Source organism: Paenibacillus sp. FSL R10-2788 (assembly GCF_038003885.1).
GTDB classification, from domain to species: domain Bacteria; phylum Bacillota; class Bacilli; order Paenibacillales; family Paenibacillaceae; genus Paenibacillus_AQ; species Paenibacillus_AQ odorifer.
Window position 1 is genome coordinate 1,826,549 of sequence record NZ_JBBOQA010000001.1, and the last position, 18,345, is coordinate 1,844,893.

Consider the following 18,345-nt stretch of genomic DNA (forward strand, 5'->3'; position numbering starts at 1 on the left):
AAATAAATACATCTGAAACATAAAGGAAGTGAGCGGATATGAAAGTATCAACCGGATGGTTGGCTGATTATACATCGATTGAAGGAGTAACCGCCGAACAGCTAGCGGAGAAGATTACCGCTGCCGGCATTGAGATTGACGGCGTAGAGCGCCGCAATAAAGGCATTTCCGGCATCGTAACCGGCTATGTGAAATCAAAGGAAAAACATCCTGATGCCGACAAGCTGAACGTATGTATCGTGGATGCGGGCCAAGATGAGGATCTACAAATCGTCTGCGGCGCAAAAAATGTAGCTGCAGGTCAAACTGTACCTGTAGCACTGGTCGGTGCTAAGCTGCCAGGACTGGATATCAAAAAAGCCAAGCTGCGCGGCGTCCTATCGCAAGGGATGATCTGCTCGGCCAAAGAATTGGGACTGAATGATAAATTGCTTCCAAAAGAGCAACAAGAAGGTATTCTTGTGCTGCCTGAAGGGACAGAGATTGGTCAGGATATTTCCAAGGTCCTCGGCTTAGATGACGAGATTCTGGAATTCGATCTGACTCCGAACCGTTCGGATTGCCTCAGTATGATTGGTGCTGCTTATGAAGTAAGTGCGATTCTTGGGCGAGAAGTTAAATTGCCTGATCCAAAAAGCGAAATTATTGAGATCAGTGGTCCTGCTGCGGATTCCATTTCCGTCAAGATTGAAGATGAAGAATACTGCAGCCATTATGCAGTTCGTTATATTGCAGGTGTTAAACCTGCACCATCACCGCTGTGGATTCAGAATCGTCTGATGGCTGCTGGGGTTCGTCCAATTAATAATATCGTGGACATTACCAATTACGTGATGCTGGAATATGGACAGCCGCTGCATGCTTTTGATGCAGATAAAGTGCAAGGTGGAGAACTCGGCGTTCGTCTTGCCCATGAAGGTGAAGTTTTGGTTACACTTGACGGTCAAGAGCGTAAGCTAGAGCCGCAAATGCTCGTTATCGCTGATGGAGTTAAAGCTGTAGGTCTGGCCGGAGTAATGGGTGGACGGGATACAGAGGTTACTGCTGAGACGGTAAACCTTGTTCTGGAATCTGCTAAGTTTGATGGTGGTACGATTCGTAAAACCTCGCGTCAATTGGGACTTCGCTCTGAGGCCTCCCTTCGTTTCGAGAAGGAAGTGGATCCAAGTGCAGTTATTCCTGCATTGAACCGTGCAGCAGTGCTGATTGCACGTTATGCTGGCGGATCGGTCCATGAAGGCATCGTGCAAGCAGGAACTGACGCTGTTCAAGAGAAGGTTCTCACCTTGTCCTTAGAGAAACTGAATCGTTATCTGGGAACGGATTTGTCCTTGCTGGAAGTGAAGACATTGTTTGGCCGTCTACACTTCAAATGCGGAGATACCGCACAAGGGCTGATTGAAGTTCAAGTCCCAACCAGACGTGGCGATATCAGCTATGATGTTGATCTTATTGAAGAAATTGCCCGCCTGTACGGATATGACAATATTCCAACGACTCTAATTGAAGGAATTACAACGCCAGGAGCACTAACTCACAAGCAAGCGCTCCGTCGTGAACTGCGCCGCTTATTGTCACATGGCGGTTACCAAGAGGTGATGGGTTACTCCTTCATCCAGCCGCAACAAAGCACAATGTTCCCTGCGTTATCAGAAGGAGCAGTAGCGGTGAAGCTGGCTATGCCGATGAGTGAAGAACGCAGCGTACTGCGTACCAGCCTTCTTCCGCAACTATTGGATATTGCCAGCTACAATACCAATCGTCGTCAAAGCGACTTGGCATTGTTTGAAATCGGCAACGTCTTCTTCACGGATGAAGAACAGCTGACTCGCCAACCACGCGAACTGCCAGTGATGGGGCTGTTGCTTAGCGGAAGCTTAACAGTGAAGCAATGGAATGTTTCGGCACAGCCTGTGGACTTCTTTGATTTGAAGGGTGCGCTGGAAACGGTATTTGCTCATTTAGGGCTGACTGATAAAATCGTCTATGTGGGAGACAGTCCAGAAGGATTTCATCCTGGGCGTTCCGCATCGGTATATTTACTCGGGAACGAGGGCCGTGTGAAGATCGGAACGATGGGGCAGATTCATCCGGATCTGCAAAGACAGCTGGATCTGGTGGATACTTATGCGGCAGAAATTTTATTGCAGCCGTTATATGAAAGTGCGCAAAGCCGTTTGCAATATAATGAGCTTCCGCGTTTCCCGGGAATGGAACGGGATATTGCTGTGGTCGTGGATTCCGCTGTACCAGCGGGCGATCTGCTGGCTTCCATCCGTGATAACGGAGGTACTTTGCTCCAGTCCGTACAGGTATTTGACGTGTACACTGGCGGTAAGCTGGAGAGTGGAAAGAAGAGCATCGCGATCTCACTGCTGTATCGTCATAGTGAACATACATTGACTGATGAAGAAGTAGGAGAGGTGCATGAGAAGGTATTAGCATCTCTTCAACAAACTTTTGGTGCAGAATTAAGAAAGTAGCAGGAATTGTGTAAAGCCGCAGCGAATCCATTTAGAAACTGAGATTCGCTGCGGTTTTTTCTAGGTAGAGTGCAAAGCGGAGAATATCAGCCATAATCTATTGAATATTAGGGATTTTGCCAAATGCTTACCAAAAAAGCTACAATAGAAGAAGTGAAACTAGCTTAGAATCCGCACACATACAAAGGAGGGCACAACTGTGGCTATGGACCGGACACGTGTCGCCGTGGAGATATACGGAACTTCCTATAAACTCGTCGGAAGCAGTACTGAATATATGAAACAAGTGGCCCGTTATGTTGATGAACATATGCGCACGATTTCTAAATCACACACCAGACTGGACACACCGCGTATAGCGGTGCTTGCAGCTGTACATATGGCGGAGCAGGCTATTCAGGTTCAGGACTTCAAAAATGAACTAAACATGATGACAGGTGAACGCAGTGAACTGCGATTGGAAGTATCTCGCCTGCTGGAGGTACAGCGGGAGCGGCAAGAAGAAATTGAGCGACTTGAAGCTGCGGCCAAAGAAGAGGCTGGGCGACTGATTGCTGCTGCTGAGGAAGAACGTAAGCGGCATTTGGAGATTCAGGAGAATGAACGCAAGGTACATGCGGAGCAGCTTCAGGAGGCAGTACAAGCTGTGGAAGTTGCACGCAAGAAGCTGGAAGAAGAATTGCTTGAGCGCGAGATAGAGCTGCAAGAACTGCGGACAAGCTACGAAGAAGAGCGGGCAGCTAGTCGTGAACAACAGCGGCAGGAACTGGCGAAGGCGGAAGCCATCCGCTTGCAGCAGCTGGAGGAGCAGAAGGCTGCTCATCTGCAAGAGCTGGAGAACATCCGAGAGACGCTGACCAAGGAGAAGACAGACACGCTGTCTGCTCTGCAGCTTGAGCTGACCGAGACCAAGTCAACACTGGAGGAAGAGCTTGAGGTTACCAAGTCTACATTAGGTAAAGAACTCGAAGATACCAGATTGACGCTGGGTAAGGAGCTTGAGGATACCAAGTTGACCTTAGGTAAAGAGCTTGAGAGTACCAAAGCGAAGTTGGGCAAAGAGCTGGCGGAAGAACGTGAAGCACTGCAGCGGGAGCAAACCAAGAATAAGGAACTGCGGCAGTCACAAGGCACTCAAGAGCATAGACATAAGCAAAGCATTCAAGAGCTGGAGAAACAGCTGGCGGAGCTTCGTGGTGGGACCGGGCAACTTCAGTCCAGATTACGGGCGGCTGAAGCCAGTCTTAAGAGTGAGCGAGATGCAAGACAGACGCTGCTTGGACAATATGAAGCGATTGTTAAACGTGAAGAACAGCTCAGTGAAGAGCTGCGCACACTGTTGAATGAGGAGCTGGAAGAGTTACGCCAGCGTTATCAACAGTCACAGAATGAAGCGACAGAGCTAAGAGCGTCTCTACAGGAGACGAGTGAGAATCTGCACCGTGTTCAGGAAGAACTTGCGGGATCAGCAGCAGAGGCGGCTAACTGGCAGGAGCTTTCGGATAAACGTATGGAAGATATTGGTGAACTGGAAATGAATCTGCTGGAGTCTGAGGAGAAATCCGTGTTGCTTCAGAAAGAGATCGACACGCTACGTGGGCAAGCCGATGGATTAGTACAGCAGCTGGATCAGGAGGTTCAGCTTCGTACAGATGCAGAACGCGAAACAGCGGCACTTCGGGAGCAAGGTGTGCAGGTTCAGAAGGAGCTGTCTGCGCTTCGTGTGCGTTATGAGGAATTGATTGCTCAATACGATGATGTACTGCAAGAAGGAGAACGCCTGCAGGAAAGATATCAACTGCTGCAGGAAGAAGGCGAAGAGGCAACACGACGCTTAGAAGAGCTGTCTGAAGCTAGTCGTGAAGCCGCTGCTACTGTTGCTGAGCAACAGGAAGTGCTGAAGGAAGCAGAGGCGTACGGAGCTTCTTGGAAGCACAAGTACGAGGAGCTATCCGATCGGCAGCTGCAGTGGACGGATCTCGAAGCGAAGCTGCGCGAGGAGATCGACATTTGGCAGCAGGAAGCCGGCGAGGCTGAGATGAAGCAGGAAGCTATTGATCGTGAACGTAGCGAGGTGCTTCAGCAGTTAGGTGAAGTTGGTGAAAGCTATGAAATGGTTCAAGGACAGCTTCGTTTGTTGCAGGTCCAGTTTGAAATGCGTCAGGAAGAGCTTGACAAGCTTACGGACGAGCATCGTAACCTTAAAGAGGAATATGGCAAGCTGCAAAATGAATATAATGAATGGATTCAACTGATCGAGCAGGACAGTTGAATGCCGGATGCAAGTAAGAGGGCTGACCTGATGAGTAGAGAGATCTATCTCGGGTCAGCACTCTTTATTAATGAGCTCAGATTAAAAAAACAGCCGATATCAGGGAGAATCCCTAATAATCGGCTGTTTATGTGTAATCTATTCCACGATGATAGTAGCTCTCATTCCGCTATGTCCGGAGCCACACATAATGGAACAGGTCATTTCGAAAGTTCCAGCTTCCTCTGGTACGATCACCTTTGAGGATTTTTTTTCATTAAGCTGCAGCTCGAACTCAGGAATAAGGATACCGTGATTGCCGTCATCATTTTTAAAAATGATTTTGACGGGTACACCCTTTTTTAGATGATATTCTTCCTGATCAAAGCTGTAATTCGTAGCTGTAATTATGAGTTCTGTTTCTGCCTCGATCTCCGGCTCCGATGTGTTAGCATTGCCAGCAGCACTATCATTGCTGTTCCCACAGGCTGTAAGTGCTATAACGAACACCATTGAAAGTAGAATTGCAAATTTTTTAATGATCTAAATCCCCTCCCAAGAAGTCCAAGCATAGTGAAAATGTGACAATTATGTAGACATCATAACTTAAAATTTAAGAAAGCGCTTTGATTAAATGTGAAAAATCTGTGAACAGGCAGACTGTTCAAACTTTGTCGTAAATTGCAAAAAAATGATGAAAATATAACTAAAATTTATTATAATGAAAGCTATTACATTAACGTCTAAAAGTAGGGGATACATATTACAAGTATTAACGATGCGCTAAGTACGGAGGTTTGGCACCGTAGAATCTTAAAAGGCTATTGGATGGTAGTCATTCTTTTATTAATCTCACAGTTGCTGTTTTTGTCGAATATTGACCGACTCCAAATAAAAACAACAATGGACACGAACCTGTGGCATTTATTTATAGCCTGTAATTTACTAATTGTGGTCCTTATGATTACTGCGGAGCTGTGGCTGCGTTATAGTAAACAGTCCCCTAAATATGGGGTGGTTAGCTGTGGTTTTTTAGTGTCCTACCTTATGTATTTTGTATTAGAGCCTTTTGTTGACGGTGCTCAGATGACACTTATGATGCCGATTATGGTTGCTCTTATTTATTTTGATCGTAAGCTCCTGTACATAATGGGGTTATTTAGTATTGTGTTTTATGCTGGGGTATATTTTGGGTTGGAACGGCCATTCCTACATAAACCGCTGCTTGAATTCTTGATGGTAGAGTGTGTATTTTTGGTATTTGTGCTGATGGCTATTGCAGTAATTATTCGTGCTCGTGAAGCGCGTATAAATTTAGAGAGATTAACGAAGGCGGGCCAAGATCTAATGGTGGAGAGGGCTATTTCGGATAAGCTGCTGAAGATTGACGCACTTACTGGACTCTATAATCATAAAACCTTTCATGAATATTTGGATTCATTATTGGAGCAATGTGAAAGCAACAACCTTCAACTGCAGCTGGCTCTTTTCGATATTGATAACTTCAAGCAAGTGAATGATACCTACGGACACAGGGTTGGAGACCTTGTGCTTAAGGTGATAGCGGACAAGGTAGGCGGTATGATTGAATTAAATGATTTTGCGGCTAGGTATGGCGGGGAAGAGTTCGCTGTGATTTTTACAGATAAAAGTTTCTCGGAGTCCTATGAAGCAGTAGAAAAATTACGGAAAAATATTGCTCAAATTGAACATTTGCAGGCTGGGAACAAGCCGATTACCGTTAGCATTGGAATTTGTGATTATCAGCTTGGGGATGGGAAAGAGCTTCTCTTCCGTAAAACAGACAAGGCGCTTTATACCGCTAAAAAGCAAGGCAAGAACAGAGTGGTCAACTGTGCTGAAAGTCATAAAGAGGAGATTGTGTCTTTTGCATAAAAACAACACAGAACCCCTTATTGCCGGAGAAGAACCGGGAATAAGGGGTTCTGTGTTGTGAAGAGCTTTTGTTACTTAGCGGCCTCAAATGGAGTGGATACCGGCAGGAACAAGTCGATAATCCCAATGACCAGAGCTGCTAAAATGGCACCCAGAATGGATACGCTGACTCCGCTGACTACGAATTGAGCGACCCAGATAACTACCGCACTGACAATAAAGCCGACGATACCGCGACCGAAAGGCGTTGCTTTTTTGCCGAAGATTCCTTCGACTACCCAGCCGAGTAGCGCAATCACCAGTGCAAGGATTAGAGCGCTCCAGAACCCACCAACCGTGAACTGTGGAACAATCCAGCCAACAACCATCAGAACAAGCGCTGCGACCACAAAACGACCAACATGACTTAAGAAATTCACTGTACTAACCTCCTTTGGCCCATGCTAAGGATATGTGCAGTTCTTATTGTGACCTTATTACGTGATTCTATGCTTAAAAATAAGACCCAAATAGCGAAATTGACCTGAATTCTGTATAATGGAAACATCTATGAAGGGAGCTGTGACTGTAATTGGACGACAAAATTTTGCATACGCTTGAATATCGCAAGATTTTAAATAAATTAATGCAATATACGCAAACCCCCATGGGGAGATTGGCTGCTGAGCAGCTAAGACCCTCCGGCGATTTCGAAGGCGTGAAGAAGCTGCTTCAAGCCACGGATGAAGCGGCTAATGTGGACCGCCTGAAGGGTATTCCTTCGTTCGGCGGGGTAAGCGATATTCGAGCTGCACTAAAACGTGCGTCTATAGGCGGAATGCTGGGAACAACTGAGCTGCTGGCCGTTGGAAATACCATTGGCGGCGCACGCAGAGTCAAACGTTTCCTGGCAGCTATGCATGAGGAAGAAAAGATTGAGCTCCTGTTCTCACTGAGCGACGTTTTATCGGAGCAAAAACATGTGGAAGATGCCATCCGCTTATGTATAGACGAGAATGCTGATGTACTTGATACAGCTAGTTCTGAGCTGGCTAACATTCGCCGTGAATTGCGCGGAGGAGAGATCAGAATTCGTGAGAAGCTGGATTCGATGATTCGTTCGTCTTCAGTAGCGAAAATGCTGCAGGATCAGCTGGTAACCATTCGTGGTGATCGGTTTGTTATTCCTGTAAAAGCGGAGTACCGTGCCCATTTCGGCGGTATCGTACATGATCAGTCTGGATCAGGAGCGACTTTATTTATCGAGCCAGAGTCTATTGTGGCGATGAATAATAAACTTCGTGAAACACGGCTGCGCGAAGAACGGGAAATTGAGATCATTTTACACAGGCTGACGGCACTTGTAGCCGACATTGCGGAAGAAATGACCTACGATATTGATATTCTGGGAGAACTGGACTTCATCTTCTCCAAGGCGCGTCTTGCTCGTGATATGAAGGCTACTCAGCCGCGCATGAATGACCGCGGTTATCTTAAGCTGCGCAAAGGGCGGCATCCGCTTATTCCAGCGGAGCATGTGGTTCCTTTGGACGTGGAGCTGGGCAATCAATACAGCTCAATTATCGTAACCGGACCGAATACCGGTGGTAAGACCGTTACCCTCAAAACCATCGGCTTGTTAAGCTTAATGTCGATGTCCGGCTTGTTTATTCCAGCAGAGGAAGGCAGCCAGATGTGTGTATTTGATGCCATTTATGCTGATATTGGCGATGAACAGAGCATTGAGCAAAGTCTGAGTACCTTCTCTAGTCATATGACTAATATTATCTCCATTCTGCGTAGAATGACTCCTAAGAGCCTTATTCTGCTTGATGAAGTGGGTGCTGGAACCGACCCGGCAGAAGGCTCTGCGCTGGCAATTGCCATTCTGGAGCATATTCACCGGATCGAATGCCGGATGGTCGCAACAACACATTATAGCGAATTGAAAGCTTACGCTTATGAGCGTAAGGGAGTCATCAATGCCAGTATGGAATTTGATGTCCAGACCCTTAGCCCAACCTATCGCTTGTTGATCGGCGTACCGGGACGAAGCAACGCTTTTGCGATTGCTGAGCGTCTAGGCCTGCCTCATGCGATTCTGGAGCATGCCCGCGGTGAAGTGAAGGAAGAAGATCTGCGCGTGGAGCATATGATTGCTTCTCTCGAAGAGAATCGGCTGGGAGCGGAACAGGAGCATGAACGTGCAGAGGGCATCCGCCGTGAAGTGGAGGAGCTACGCAGCAGACAACAGCAAGAGCTTGAGAAGCTGGAAAGCCAGCGCGAGAAACGCCTCGAGAAGGCAGAGAAGGACGCCAGCGCGATCCTGGACAAAGCGCGTAAGGAAGCTGAGGAAATTATCAGTGATTTGCGCCGCTTGGCTATGGAAGAAGGAGCTTCAGTTAAAGAGCATAAGCTGATTGAAGCGCGGCGACGTCTGGATGAAGCTGAGCCATCACCGCGCAAGAAGGCTGCTACCCGCAAGACTGCCAAGGCCCCACGGACAATTGGTCCTGGAGATGAAGTGAAAGTCGACAGCTTGAACCAAAAGGGCTTTGTGGTGGAGCTAAGCGGTACTAAAGAGGCGCTGGTGCAGTTTGGCATTATGAAGATGAAGGTAAGGCTGGATGATTTGGAATTGCTCTCCTCGAAGGCAACAGCTGCGCCAACGGCCCTTCGCCATGCGACAACCGTCAAACGTTCCCGTGATGAGAACATTCGCAGTGAACTGGATTTGCGCGGGACTAACCTGGAGGAAGCTATCATGGAAACAGATCGTTTTATCGATGAAGCCTTTTTAGGTAATCTGGGCCAAATCGCCATCATTCATGGTAAAGGAACGGGTGTGCTGCGCACAGGAATTCAGGAATATTTGCGTAAGCACAAGCATGTGAAGAGTTATCGGCTCGGGAATTATAACGAAGGCGGCGCGGGCGTAACTGTGGCTGAGCTGCAATAGCGGGATTTCCCGGCAGAAAGAAGGGGAAAGCGTGCAAGAAGATATTGATCTTTTGCTGGGTCATCCGCTAGGTGCCTTGCTTGGCTACTTCGCAGTGGCGATTCTTGGGCTAGTTGTATTTCTGTCTTTTTTTGAAATGGTAACGAAATATAATTGCTGGGAAGAAATACGTAAGGGAAACCTGGCAGTGGCAATGGCCACAGGCGGTAAAATCTTCGGGATTTGCAACGTACTGCGTTTCAGCATTGAAGCTGGTGTTTCAATTTATGAGACCATGAAGTGGTCCGTCGTCGGTTTTTTGCTGCTGCTGCTTGCCTATTTTTTATTTGAATTTCTGACCCCTGTATTCTCTATTGACGAGGAGATCGCTGCGGATAACCGTGCTGTTGGACTTATTGCCATGCTGATCTCGGTATCGTTGTCTTATGTAATTGGTGCGGCTATTTTTTAAATCCGTCCTTATCAGGACACCCTGCAAAGGATTATGGATCTGGACAAGCTTTGAAATGAGCAGTCCCACTCTTTGTGGGGTATCTTAGGAGGAAATCATGAAGATTCTCACCCGAGTTCTGTTTCTGTCAGCGATTGCTTTTATAGCAGCCGGTATTATTTATTTAATGATGAATTAAATTTAAAAGTGAAAGTATGAAGGAGATTAAAAAGATGGAAACAACTGTATGCCCTTGGTGTCATACTGAAATTGTATGGGATGAGGAATTTGGACCTGAGGAGAATTGTCCTCACTGTAACAATGAGCTTAGCGGATACCGCACGGTCACTGTTGGGATTGACGGCATCGAAGAAGAAGAAGTAGAGGAAGTCGTAGAAGAACCCAAACAAGAGGTTGTTAATGACGATGATCTTTGGGGAGAGCCTGATAAAGACAGCGTAGTTCCAATCTATAATACGCTTAATCAATTCGGCGATGATTATGATTTGAACAAGTACGAAGAGAGTGTTTCAGCTATTCTAGCCATTCAGGAGGAGGCTCCGGAATGTACTCAATGCCATGAGCTTACGATCCTTGCGGGTAAGCAGCCTGTGAGCAGCTTTGAGCCGTCTGCTCCAGCAACATTAGGTAAATCGGTATTAACCGCTCCATTCTCACTCAATGTTTACGTGTGTCCTTCATGCTTCCATGTTCAGCACAGTCTGGCACAGGAAGATCGTATTCAGCTCGTACGCAATTTGAGCAACGCTCAGGCGTAAGGTTAAGCATATAAAAAAAAGGGGCTGTCCCATAAGCTTATAGCTGCTGGGGCGTGCTCCTTTTTTTGGACCTTACTTGACCGTTGTCGAAAGCGTGCGTATATGTAATCACTGACGGATGCGCATAGTAACCCGCAAACGGACACAGCCGACCTTAAGCGCCACATTATTCGATATTTGGAATGCTATCGGACTCCAGTGCAGCTATTGGTCTGAAAAACGCCTAAATATGGGCCTCTTTCCAAGGATAGTATCACTGGAGTCCGAAACCTTGTTTTAAAGGCTAAAACATGTAAATAACGTCAATTGAGTCCGCAAGCTCATGGAATGATGGATTTACGATTAAAGCAGGCAATTAAAAGCAGGATTGTCCCAAAAGCCGTGAGCGGCTACGTGGGAGGGTCCCTTTTTTATTTTCTATGCTAATCAGCTTTGTTTCATCACGTCCAAATTCTTAGAAGGAGAGGGTTTGGCTGACCGGGTGAGTGAGAATAAATCTAACTCAGGCCGATGTTTGCCGGCAATCGTATCCGTTAACAACTCCGCAGCGATCATACTGTACACAGTCCCATTGCCTCCGTAGCCCTCGATGAAATAACAGTGAGGGAACTTTGGATGGGGGCCGATATATGGGAGTCCATCACGAGTAGAACCGAACACAGCACCCCAGGAGTACTCCAGCTCAATGCCTTTGATTTCTGGAAATAAGGCCTCAAGCTCCTCAAGCAATTTTTGACCTTGAGAGATTACCCGGACCTCACGACGTTCAGGGTCTGTCAGCTGCTCATCCTTGCCTCCCGCAATAATCCTGCCTTCAGGAGTTGTCCGAAAATATAAATAAGGGCGGGCTGTCTCCCACAGCAGGCTACGCTCATGCCATTTTGGAAGATCCTTTAAAGGTTTGGTCATCACTGCATACGTGTTGATCAGCTCAGCGCCCCGGTCTTTTTTGAACTCTTGTGTTTCATAACCCATTGCAAAAATAACATCCTTGGCAATAATCCGGCCATTTTCTGTGTGGCAAATCACGCCATCCTTAGTAAACTCATAATGTTTCGCTTCGCTCTGTTCAAAGACGCGTACACCATTCGACGCTGCCTTGGCGATTAAGCTGTGCACCGTTCGATAAGGATTCGCTTCGGCATCCCCAGGTGAATAAAGTCCTGCTGGTTTTGAAAAAGAGTATAGAGCTGCAATCTTTTCCTCTTCCCAGAATTCAGAATCGAAACCATTAGCTGCGAGATTCTCATATTCTTCCCGCAATGCAGGTACATCCTCTGATGTGCTGGCATATAAAAGACTGCTGCGTGGAATGATCTGTGGATCGATATCGAGCTTGTCCGGCAGGTCCAGAATGTTCCTAACCCCAGCTTGGCATAACTGATAAAAGAGCAAACCGTTCTTTTGCCCAAAAGTGTTCATACATGAGGTTAATGATTTATCGTTGGAAATTTGCAGGAGCCCTGTGTTAGCATGCGAGCTGCCGCTACCGACCCGTTTTTTTTCAATCAGAACAGTATCCGCTCCACTTAAGGACAAACGATAGGAAGCCATTGCTCCACCCATTCCCGCGCCTACAACCAGACAATCACAATGAATAGTACCTTCTAGAGTGGGGTAAGTCGGAGGGTTCTGTAAAGTGCTAGACCAAGGTGTGTTTCCACTATTTAAATTCATGAATTGTTTGCTCCTTCATTCGTGCCGTGATTAGTATTGGCGGCAATTTATCGACTCATTCGCAGCGTGTTCTTATTTCTGTCATAACTCTCTAGTGCTTTTCGGCAAATAAATAGCGCGCTTAAGCGGCATACTAATGCCTGTTTGAATCAACTACAAGGAGGGACTACAACAAATGCAATCAACGCAAATGCAAGCGCTAAGTGGTAAAGAATTGGAATATATCGCTGACTCCATCTCCAATGAGGACTTGCTTCTTAAGCAATGTGCAGCAACGGCTGCGACAACACAGAATCAACAGGTTCGTCAAATTTGTATGCAGCATATGCAAAATCACACCAAGCACATGACTGAGCTCACTCAGTTAATCCAACAACATCAACAATACGCGCCAACAAGCCCACAATAATTGCAATATTAATTCTAAGGAGGTTATTTAATGAACGCGCAAAATACTGGAGCATTTATGCCGGATGAGGATTTACTAAACACCATTTTGTGTGATTTGAAGCGGACCGTACGCGAATATGCTACAGCTGCTACAGAATCAGCATGTCCAGCGGTTCGTAGGGTTTTTAATACTATGACCATGGACACACTGCAACTCCAAGGTGATTTATACACGCATATGTCTCAATTGAATATGTATCCTGCACCTGCAAAAGCATTGCGCCAAGATGTGGACAAGCAGCTTCAAACCGCACAGCAAATGCAACAGCAAACAGGGCAATTCGTTCAACAAAAAACAGGGCAATTTGGCGCATCCGCTCAGAATGCTCATATTCCGGCTAACGGACAACATCAGCCTTCTCATTTAATGTAACCATGATGGTTGGCGAATGAAGCAAATCGCTTCAAGTGTGTGGAGCTAACGCCCGTTTTTACTGGTTAAATCCGGTAGAACGGGCGTTTTTTCTATATTTGTGAGTATGCTCTATATAAACTCAGCCTTTCATGGGAGCTCCTATAGGGTTATTTTGTTTGCAGAGATGCACATTTCATGTCATATTAGTATTAAACTCTTTTCGCGGGGCGACGCATTTATAGCGTACCGTCATTGGCGAACTATCCGGAGGGAAGGCATGAAGGAAATGAACGAGCTTAAGAGGAAAGTGCTGGAACTGCTTAAGGAAGACGCGAGAAGATCTACTGCACTCTTGGCAACGCTGCTTGGCGCGGAGGAAGAAGATGTGAAGACTGCGATTGAGCAGTTGGAGAAAGATCATGTCATTGTAAAATATGCTGCCGTTGTAAACTGGGATAAAGTGGACGATGAGAAGGTAACCGCACTGATTGAGGTGCAGATTACGCCTGAACGAGGGCGTGGTTTTGAAGGAATTGCCGAGCGAATCTACCTGTATCCACAGGTCAAATCAGTTTATCTGATGTCTGGTGCTTATGATCTTCTGGTGGAAGTGGAAGGCCGGAATTTACGTGAAGTGGCCAATTTCGTATCTGAGAAGCTGTCTCCAATCGATTCAGTACTTTCAACCAAAACGAATTTTACCCTTAAAAAATACAAACAGGACGGGATCATCTTCGAAGAGCATGAAGAAGACAACCGTCTGATGATCTCTCCATAAAGGAAGTAATCATATGATCACGAATAAATCGCAGCTAACTGGAGAAGACAGCAAATCAATGGATTCTTATTTGGCCCCGTTGGTACAGCAAATTCAACCTTCGGGTATCCGCAAGTTTTTTGATCTGGCTGCAGGTAGCAAGGATATCATCTCTCTGGGAGTCGGAGAGCCTGACTTTAAGACCCCCTGGCATGTCAGAGAGGCTTGTGTCTATTCGCTGGAAAGAGGGTTTACAGGGTATACATCCAATGCAGGGATGCCTGAACTGCGGGAAGGGATCGCAAATTACTTACACAGCCGTTTTGCTGTGGAATATGATCCTGCCAATCAAATTATTGCAACCGTTGGCGGAAGTGAGGCCATCGACTTGGCGCTACGTGCGCTGATTTCACCGGGGGATGAAATTCTGATTCCGGAGCCTTGTTATATCTCTTACTCGCCGATTACCGCGATTGGTGGAGGGATACCTGTAGGTATTGAAACGGTTGGTGAGAATAACTTTAAACTTACTGCGGAAAGCCTGGAAGCCAAAATCACTCCGCGCTCCAAGGTTCTGATTTTGTGTTACCCAAGTAACCCTACGGGAAGTGTAATGACCCGAGAAGATTGGGAGCCGATTGCTAAGGTAGTAGAGAAACATGATCTTATAGTGATTTCAGATGAGATTTATGCAGAGTTGTCTTATGGCATTAATCACGTCAGCTTTGCCTCTTTACCAGGCATGATAGACCGTACGATTCTGGTTAGCGGCTTCTCCAAAGCTTTTGCAATGACCGGATGGCGGATGGGTTATGCTTGTGGTCACCCGGATCTTATCGCTGCAATGCTTAAGATTCACCAGTACACTGTCATGTGTGCTCCTTCTATGGGACAGGTGGCTGCACTTGAAGCGCTGACCAATGGTATGGAAGAGAAGGACCGGATGGTAGATTCCTATAATCAACGGCGGAGGTTGATCGTCAAAGGCCTACGCGATGCGGGGCTGGAGTGCCATGAGCCGCAGGGCGCCTTCTACGCTTTCCCAAGCGTGCGCAAGACAGGGCTGACTTCTGATCAATTTGCTCAGCGGCTTTTGCTTGAATACAAGGTTGCGGCTGTGCCTGGAAGTGTCTTTGGATTAGGTGGAGAAGGTTACTTGCGCTGTTCCTACGCCACATCAGTATCTCAACTGAACGAAGCAGTAGAACGAATTGGTGCTTTTGTCACAAAGCTTACACGTGAGAGAACGGATTAGTGAAAATTGAACTATAGCCGATCATACAATCCTATGGTATTATTTTACTTTGAGAGTAATTAGCCCCTATAATAGAACTTACAAGGATCCATTTACTCTGGAACTAAGCGTTGCTTTGAAGTTGCTTTATTTAACTTTTATGCTATTTTGCAGCACGCGCTCAATAATACTTTTGGGAGGGATGATTGTGCTTAGCGCCGATTATTACTTACCTTCCTATGGTGGGAAATGTTTCTCTGGAAATGGGAAAATACCCCCCAAGGGTGATGCTTCTGCTCGCATACTCTCTCTGGAAGATGAAATTAGAATACTCCGCAGCAAGATGGAGCAGCTTTTCCTGCAGGAAAAATCATTCACTTCGGATAATGTGATTGAAATTAGCAGTTTATTGGACCTCAAAATAAATGAGTACATGAAGGGGCGTCCGGCTGGAAAATAGTGCTGCTGAATGCTCTTGAGAGGACCCTAGGGTCCTCTTTTTGTGTGCGCCCAGCATGGGCGCTATCTATAGGGTTGAAGTCCCGAATGGCGAAGGCAGTAGTAGCCATTAGCTTAAGGCAAGGGTGTCCACCGCGAGGTGGAATCTGAAGGAAGCCAGCGGCAAATCTCCGGTCTGAGGAATACGAACTTCATACAAGGCTAACGTAGGCTGGATGAGGTTGCACAACAAACCAAAGTCCATACTGCCAAAGGCGTACGAGAGTAAATGAAGCAGATAGATGGAGAGGAAGATAGCGTTCTTACCTGGGGAGATCTGTGTGATAGGCGAGTATACTTCGTAACCCTACTTGTGAGAGTAGGCTGAGTGCACAGAAGTCAGCAGACGCCATAGTACGCAAGCTGTTGCAACAGCTGCGGAAGGGCTGAACATGGAATAGGATTTATACATCCAGGCGTTCAAGATGAGCGATGAATGCAGAAAAAAAAAATCCGAAAGGACCTGACTGAAGAAGGAAACGGTGAATCCCGTGGGGGTCTTCAGCAGGGCGGAGTTCATCTTTGGCACAAATGGAAGGTATAAATCACGTAAAGAGAGGTTAAAAAAAAATGTTGGAGCAACTGCTATCACGGGAAAATCTTCTGCAAGCCTTAAAGCGTGTTGAAGCGAATAAAGGAAGTCATGGCGTAGATGGGATGTCCGTAAAATCCTTACGAGAACACATCGTACAAAACTGGCAGACCTTGCGGCATGCCATAGAAGAAGGAACCTATGAACCGAGCCCCGTGCGCCGAGTCGAAATCCCGAAACCCGGTGGCGGAGGTGTTAGGTTACTAGGAATACCTACCGTGACAGATCGAATGATTCAACAAGCAATCGCGCAGGTGTTAACTCCATTGTTTGATCCAGAGTTTTCCGACCATAGCTATGGATTCCGTCCGAAAAGACGAGGGCATGATGCGGTGAGGAAAGCTCGAACCTTTATGAAAGAAGGATATCGATTCGTAGTCGACCTAGACTTGGAGAAATTCTTTGATCGCGTCAACCATGACCGACTGATGATGAAGATTTCGGAGAAAGTGGAGGACAAGAAAGTTCTCCTGCTTATCCGCAAATATCTTCAGTCAGGTGTGATGGAGAACGGGTTAGTAACCCCGACAACGGAAGGTGCCCCGCAAGGCGGTCCACTGAGTCCGTTATTATCTAACATTGTCCTAGATGAGCTCGACAAAGAACTCGAGAAACGTGGGCACCGCTTCGTTCGTTATGCGGATGATTGCAATATTTACGTGAAAACGCTAAGAGCAGGAGAGAGAGTCAAGACAACGGTCACCCGATTCATCGAGACGAGGCTAAAGCTGAAGGTGAACCAAGTAAAGAGCGCGGTAGACCGTCCCTGGAAACGAAAGTTTCTAGGATTTAGTTTTAGTGTGGACAAAGAACCAAAGGTGAGAATTGCGAAGCAGTCCTTACAGAGAGTCAAGGTTCGAATACAGGAGATATCCTCTCGAAAGAGATCGATGAAGATGGAAGAGCGAATCAAGGAACTAAACCACTACCTCATGGGATGGTGCGGTTATTTCTCGCTGGCGGATACCCCAAGTACCTTTCGAGATATGGATAAATGGATACGAAGAAGGCTACGAATGTGCCTCTGGAAGCAGTGGAAGACCCCTAGAACCAAAGTCAAAAGACTTATATCCTTAGGGGTACCTAAGGATAAAGCCTATGAGTGGGGAAATACCCGAAAAGGGTATTGGCGAATTGCAGGGAGTCCAATTCTACAACATGCATTGAATAACCAATATTGGGAAGCCAATGGATTAAAGAGTGTATTGGACAGATACAACTCCTTACGGAATATTTCATGAACCGCCGTATATCGAACGGTACGTACGGTGGTGTGAGAGGTCGGGGGCTAGCCGCCCCCTCCTACTCGATTGTTCACTCTTACTAATGACGGTGTTATTGTGTATACTCTTAATTTGCTATCTTTATTGCCTTCCTTATAGCAGAAAGCTTAAACTATCAGTATGTGATTTCAAGAATGGATAGGAGGCTTAAACCATGGCGATTTATACACGTACGGGTGATGCAGGTCAGACTTCAGTGATTGGCGGCCGGGTCGGCAAGGATGATGTCCGCGTCGAGGCCTACGGAACGATCGATGAGCTGAATTGTTTTGTAGGGCAAGCACGAAGCCTGATGGAAAGTGATAATTTCGACGATGTCCGCGAGCAATTGCTCGAAATACAGCATGAGCTGTTTGATTGCGGCACGGATTTAGCATTTGTTAAACTTGCTGACGGTGGTCAATATATGGTGACAAGTGAGATGGCTCAGCGGCTGGAAGGCTGGATAGATTCTCTACAAGAGGAGAATCCACCACTAGAGAAATTTATCCTGCCAGGAGGTAGTCAGCTGGCTTCGGTTCTACATGTATGCCGCACGGTTTGCCGTCGTGCGGAACGCCGGGCAGTTACCTTAGGGCGAAATGCGGACATAAACCCAGAAGCGGTGATTTATCTCAATCGATTGTCGGATTATTTTTTCGCGTTGGCTAGAACGGCTAATACACGGTCAGGGATTACTGATGTAGAATACATCCGTAGTAAAAAGGTGTTTCGAGACTAAT

General features: G+C 46.6%; 16 protein-coding genes. 13 read left to right on the top strand and 3 right to left on the bottom strand.

Features of this window, described 5'->3' with window-relative positions; genetic code table 11:
- Window positions 1-38: 38 nt before the first annotated feature.
- Both pheT and NSQ50_RS07935 read left to right on the top strand, forming a co-directional pair.
- Entirely contained in the window at window positions 39-2,483 is a 2,445-nt protein-coding gene (pheT, locus tag NSQ50_RS07930; protein ID WP_076224429.1) for a phenylalanine--tRNA ligase subunit beta, read from the top strand.
- A gap of 199 nt (window positions 2,484-2,682) precedes the next feature.
- Entirely contained in the window at window positions 2,683-4,755 is a 2,073-nt protein-coding gene (locus NSQ50_RS07935; RefSeq protein ID WP_445670397.1) for a hypothetical protein, read from the top strand.
- A gap of 138 nt (window positions 4,756-4,893) precedes the next feature.
- On the opposite strand, the gene NSQ50_RS07940 is transcribed toward NSQ50_RS07935, so the two are convergent.
- Window positions 4,894-5,247 (bottom strand): cupredoxin domain-containing protein, encoded by a 354-nt coding sequence (locus tag NSQ50_RS07940; protein WP_235219496.1) that lies wholly within the window; start codon window positions 5,245-5,247, stop codon window positions 4,894-4,896.
- Between the two features lie 390 nt (window positions 5,248-5,637).
- On the opposite strand from NSQ50_RS07940, the gene NSQ50_RS07945 reads away from it, so the two are divergent.
- Window positions 5,638-6,630: a GGDEF domain-containing protein gene (locus NSQ50_RS07945; RefSeq protein ID WP_218642189.1), complete on the top strand. Its 993-nt coding sequence runs from the start codon at window positions 5,638-5,640 to the stop codon at window positions 6,628-6,630.
- Window positions 6,631-6,701: 71 nt separating this feature from the next.
- On the opposite strand, the gene NSQ50_RS07950 is transcribed toward NSQ50_RS07945, so the two are convergent.
- Window positions 6,702-7,049: a phage holin family protein gene (locus tag NSQ50_RS07950; RefSeq protein WP_036683548.1), complete on the bottom strand. Its 348-nt coding sequence runs from the start codon at window positions 7,047-7,049 to the stop codon at window positions 6,702-6,704.
- Between the two features lie 152 nt (window positions 7,050-7,201).
- On the opposite strand from NSQ50_RS07950, the gene NSQ50_RS07955 reads away from it, so the two are divergent.
- From NSQ50_RS07955 to NSQ50_RS07965, 3 genes are all read left to right on the top strand, one after another.
- Window positions 7,202-9,568, top strand: coding sequence for an endonuclease MutS2 (locus NSQ50_RS07955; protein ID WP_076224425.1), 2,367 nt, complete (start codon window positions 7,202-7,204; stop codon window positions 9,566-9,568).
- A 31-nt stretch (window positions 9,569-9,599) separates the two neighbouring features.
- Window positions 9,600-10,019 carry a DUF350 domain-containing protein gene (locus NSQ50_RS07960; RefSeq protein ID WP_036683543.1) on the top strand — a complete coding sequence of 140 codons (420 nt, stop codon included), beginning with the start codon at window positions 9,600-9,602 and terminating at the stop codon, window positions 10,017-10,019.
- Between the two features lie 212 nt (window positions 10,020-10,231).
- Window positions 10,232-10,777: a hypothetical protein gene (locus tag NSQ50_RS07965; RefSeq protein WP_051491295.1), complete on the top strand. Its 546-nt coding sequence runs from the start codon at window positions 10,232-10,234 to the stop codon at window positions 10,775-10,777.
- A gap of 426 nt (window positions 10,778-11,203) precedes the next feature.
- Here the strand turns inward: NSQ50_RS07965 and NSQ50_RS07970 are convergent, their stop codons facing one another.
- Complete coding sequence (locus NSQ50_RS07970) at window positions 11,204-12,454, bottom strand: NAD(P)/FAD-dependent oxidoreductase (RefSeq protein WP_076224423.1); 1,251 nt, start codon at window positions 12,452-12,454, stop codon at window positions 11,204-11,206.
- Between the two features lie 175 nt (window positions 12,455-12,629).
- On the opposite strand from NSQ50_RS07970, the gene NSQ50_RS07975 reads away from it, so the two are divergent.
- From NSQ50_RS07975 to NSQ50_RS08005, 7 genes are all read left to right on the top strand, one after another.
- Window positions 12,630-12,863: a spore coat protein gene (locus NSQ50_RS07975; protein WP_036683535.1), complete on the top strand. Its 234-nt coding sequence runs from the start codon at window positions 12,630-12,632 to the stop codon at window positions 12,861-12,863.
- A gap of 30 nt (window positions 12,864-12,893) precedes the next feature.
- Complete coding sequence (locus tag NSQ50_RS07980; RefSeq protein ID WP_036683532.1) at window positions 12,894-13,277, top strand: spore coat protein; 384 nt, start codon at window positions 12,894-12,896, stop codon at window positions 13,275-13,277.
- Between the two features lie 259 nt (window positions 13,278-13,536).
- Entirely contained in the window at window positions 13,537-14,037 is a 501-nt protein-coding gene (locus tag NSQ50_RS07985; RefSeq protein WP_036683529.1) for an Lrp/AsnC family transcriptional regulator, read from the top strand.
- Between the two features lie 13 nt (window positions 14,038-14,050).
- Window positions 14,051-15,271: an aminotransferase class I/II-fold pyridoxal phosphate-dependent enzyme gene (locus NSQ50_RS07990; protein ID WP_036683526.1), complete on the top strand. Its 1,221-nt coding sequence runs from the start codon at window positions 14,051-14,053 to the stop codon at window positions 15,269-15,271.
- A gap of 250 nt (window positions 15,272-15,521) precedes the next feature.
- Window positions 15,522-15,710 carry an aspartyl-phosphate phosphatase Spo0E family protein gene (locus NSQ50_RS07995; RefSeq protein ID WP_232061510.1) on the top strand — a complete coding sequence of 63 codons (189 nt, stop codon included), beginning with the start codon at window positions 15,522-15,524 and terminating at the stop codon, window positions 15,708-15,710.
- Window positions 15,711-16,318: 608 nt separating this feature from the next.
- On the top strand, window positions 16,319-17,581 hold the full coding sequence (gene ltrA, locus NSQ50_RS08000) for a group II intron reverse transcriptase/maturase (protein WP_036681916.1): 1,263 nt from the start codon (window positions 16,319-16,321) through the stop codon (window positions 17,579-17,581).
- A gap of 196 nt (window positions 17,582-17,777) precedes the next feature.
- Complete coding sequence (locus NSQ50_RS08005) at window positions 17,778-18,344, top strand: cob(I)yrinic acid a,c-diamide adenosyltransferase (RefSeq protein ID WP_036684514.1); 567 nt, start codon at window positions 17,778-17,780, stop codon at window positions 18,342-18,344.
- Window position 18,345 lies beyond the last annotated feature (1 nt).